The following is a 2758-nucleotide window of genomic DNA, read 5'->3' as shown; positions in this document are numbered from 1 at the left end:
CGGCACCATGCACGTCCAGACCCTCGCCAACGGCAAGGTCTTCGACAACCAGCGCAACACCGACGGCACCTGGACCGGCGCAGCCCTCCTCGACGGAAACGGCCAGATCACCGCGGTCTCCGCCACCGGCCTCACCGACGGCACCATGCACGTCCAGACCCTCGCCAACGGCAAGGTCTTCGACAACCAGCGCAACACCGACGGCACCTGGACCGGCGCAGCCCTCCTCGACGACAACGGCCAGATCACCGCCGTCTCCGCCGCCGGATTCCTCAAGTAACCCCGGCACGAAGGATCCAAGGGCCCGGGCGCGGGAGGTCGAGCTCCGCCCCGGGCCCCTACCCACTGACGCGCTCCCGATGAACGCCTTCCGGTCCGACCGGCCGCGAACTGCCATGTGACTACGTACAAGGAGATCGAACGTTGAACGCCCAACGCCTGCGCGCGGCCCTGACACTGGGCGCCGCCCTGGTGTCGATCGCCTCCGGGCCCGGCACGGCACACGCGGACACCGGTGCTGCCACCAGGACCGTGTCCGTCCGGGGTTACGACTTCCAGGTGCCCCGCGACTGGTCGGTCGTCGACCTTGCGAGCGCCCCGACGTCCTGTGTGCGCTTCGACCGGCACACCGTCTACGTCGGTACCCCCGGAACAGACCAGGCCTGTCCGAGCCATCCGTCCGGCCGCACCGAGGCCCTCCTGGTCGAGCCTCAGGACACCGGGACCCCGGACAGGGTGACCACGGATGACACCTCGGCCGCCGAACTCCACGCGATCGCACCGAAGATCAAGGTCACCGCAGCCTACGGAGACAACCGATCCGTGGTCGAGGACGTGCTGCGGAAGGCGGGCCTGGCCCCGGTGACGGCCGGCATCCGTCACTCCCGGGCCGACGCTGCTCCGCCGGCGCCCTCGGCCTCCGCCGCCGGCGTGTCCGACACCGCGTTCACCGGATACGGCTTCGACGCCTGTACCGCGCCGAGTTCGAGCGCCATGTCGGCTTGGATGCAGTCGTCGCCGTACCGCGCCGTGGGCATCTACATCGGTGGACCGACCCGGGTCTGCGGCCAGCCCAACCTGTCGGCCGGCTGGGTCCAGCAGCAGGCCGGTTCGGGATGGCACTTCATGCCCATCTGGGCGGGTCCGCAGGCCGCCTCGCTCGGTAACCCGGCAAGCCAGGGTGTCGAGGCGGCGAACGGCGCAGTCGCCGCGGCCGCCGAGCTGGGCTTCGGACCCGGCTCGACCCTGTACGTCGACATGGAGGACTACACCTCCGGCTACCGCAGCACCGTATTGCCCTACCTCTCCGCCTGGTCGGCACAGCTCCACGCCCGCGGATACCGCTCCGGCGTCTACGCCGGCGCCGAGTCCGGCATCCGGGACCTCGCCGACAACGTGAGCAGCTACACCATGCCCGACGTGATCTGGATCGCCAGGTGGAACAACGTGGCGGACACCAATGAGCCGCTCGTCCCGTCCTCCTTGTGGGCGAACCACCAGCGCATCCACCAGTACTTGAGTGACCGGGGACGTGCCGAGACCTACGGCGGGGTCACGATCGACGTCGACCGCAACTACCTGGACGTCGCCCCTGGATCCGGCAGCAACAACCCGCCGGTCATGCGGGTGGACACGGTGAAGGGCGGGTCCGTCTTCGACAACCAGCGCAACCCCGACGGCACCTGGTCGAACGCGGCGCTCCTCGACGGAAGCGGCCGGATCACGCAGACCGCGACCACCGCGCTGCCGGACGGGACGTTCCACGTGACGACCCTGGCCGACGGCAAGGTCTTCGACAACCAGCGCAACACCGACGGCACCTGGACCGGCGCGGCACTGCTCGACGGAAACGGCCAGATCACGGCCGTCTCCGCCACCGGCCTCACCGACGGAACCATGCACGTCCAGACCCTCGCCAACGGCAAGGTCTTCGACAACCAGCGCAACACGGACGGCACCTGGACCGGCGCAGCACTGCTCGACGGAAACGGCCAGATCACGGCCGTCTCCGCCACCGGCCTCACCGACGGAACCATACACGTCCAAACCGTCGCCAACGGCAAGGTCTTCGACAACCAGCGCAACACCAACGGCGCCTGGACCGGCGCGGCCCTCCTCGACGACAACGGCCAGATCACCGCCGTCTCCGCCGCCGGATTCCTCAAGTGACCACAACCTTCAACGGACGGAGTCGACTCGTGTCAACCTTGTTCCGCCGGCGTTTCCTTTCGGGTGCGGTCGCGACCGCCTTCGCATCGACCGCCTGGCTCGGAGCCACGGCCGGTACGGCGCAGGCCGCGTCCATCAGCACGTGGGACAAGGTCGCGTCCTGCGAGAGCAGCGGCAACTGGAGCATCGTCGCCGTGGTCGGCGGAGTGACCTACTACGGCGGCCTGCAGTTCGACTACGGCACCTGGAAGGCGTACGGCGGCCAACGGTACGCGCCCACCGCGAACCTCGCCACGAAGGCGCAGCAAATCGTGGTCGCGGAGAAGGTCCTGGCCGTCCAGGGACAGGGTGCCTGGCCGAGCTGCGGACCGAAGTACCGGCTGGGGTCCGACCGATCGGACCCGTTCCCGATGCGGGTGGACACGGTGAAGGGCGGGTCCGTCTTCGACAACCAGCGCAACGCCGACGGCACCTGGACGAACGCGGCGCTGCTGGACGGGAGCGGCCGGATCACGCAGACCGCGACCACCGCGCTGCCGGACGGGACGTTCCACGTGACGACCCTGGCCGACGGCAAGGTCTTCGACAA

The 2758-nt window shown here is 69.3% G+C and carries 3 protein-coding genes; all 3 read left to right on the top strand.

What is annotated here, in order from left to right; all coding sequences use genetic code 11:
- Window positions 1-280 (top strand): hypothetical protein (locus tag ACFV0O_RS41395; protein WP_380350233.1); only part of this gene is annotated, 280 nt, incomplete at its 5' end.
- Between the two features lie 143 nt (window positions 281-423).
- Window positions 424-2169, top strand: a complete 1746-nt coding sequence (locus tag ACFV0O_RS41390; RefSeq protein ID WP_380350230.1) for a DUF1906 domain-containing protein — start codon at window positions 424-426, stop codon at window positions 2167-2169.
- A 29-nt stretch (window positions 2170-2198) separates the two neighbouring features.
- A partial coding sequence (locus tag ACFV0O_RS41385) for a transglycosylase family protein (protein WP_380350227.1) occupies window positions 2199-2758 on the top strand: 560 nt, incomplete at its 3' end.

The organism is Kitasatospora sp. NPDC059577, assembly GCF_042735475.1.
Taxonomy (GTDB): domain Bacteria; phylum Actinomycetota; class Actinomycetes; order Streptomycetales; family Streptomycetaceae; genus Kitasatospora.
The sequence above is the reverse complement of the archived record's forward strand: the minus strand, read 5'-3'. Positions and strand labels throughout refer to the sequence as shown.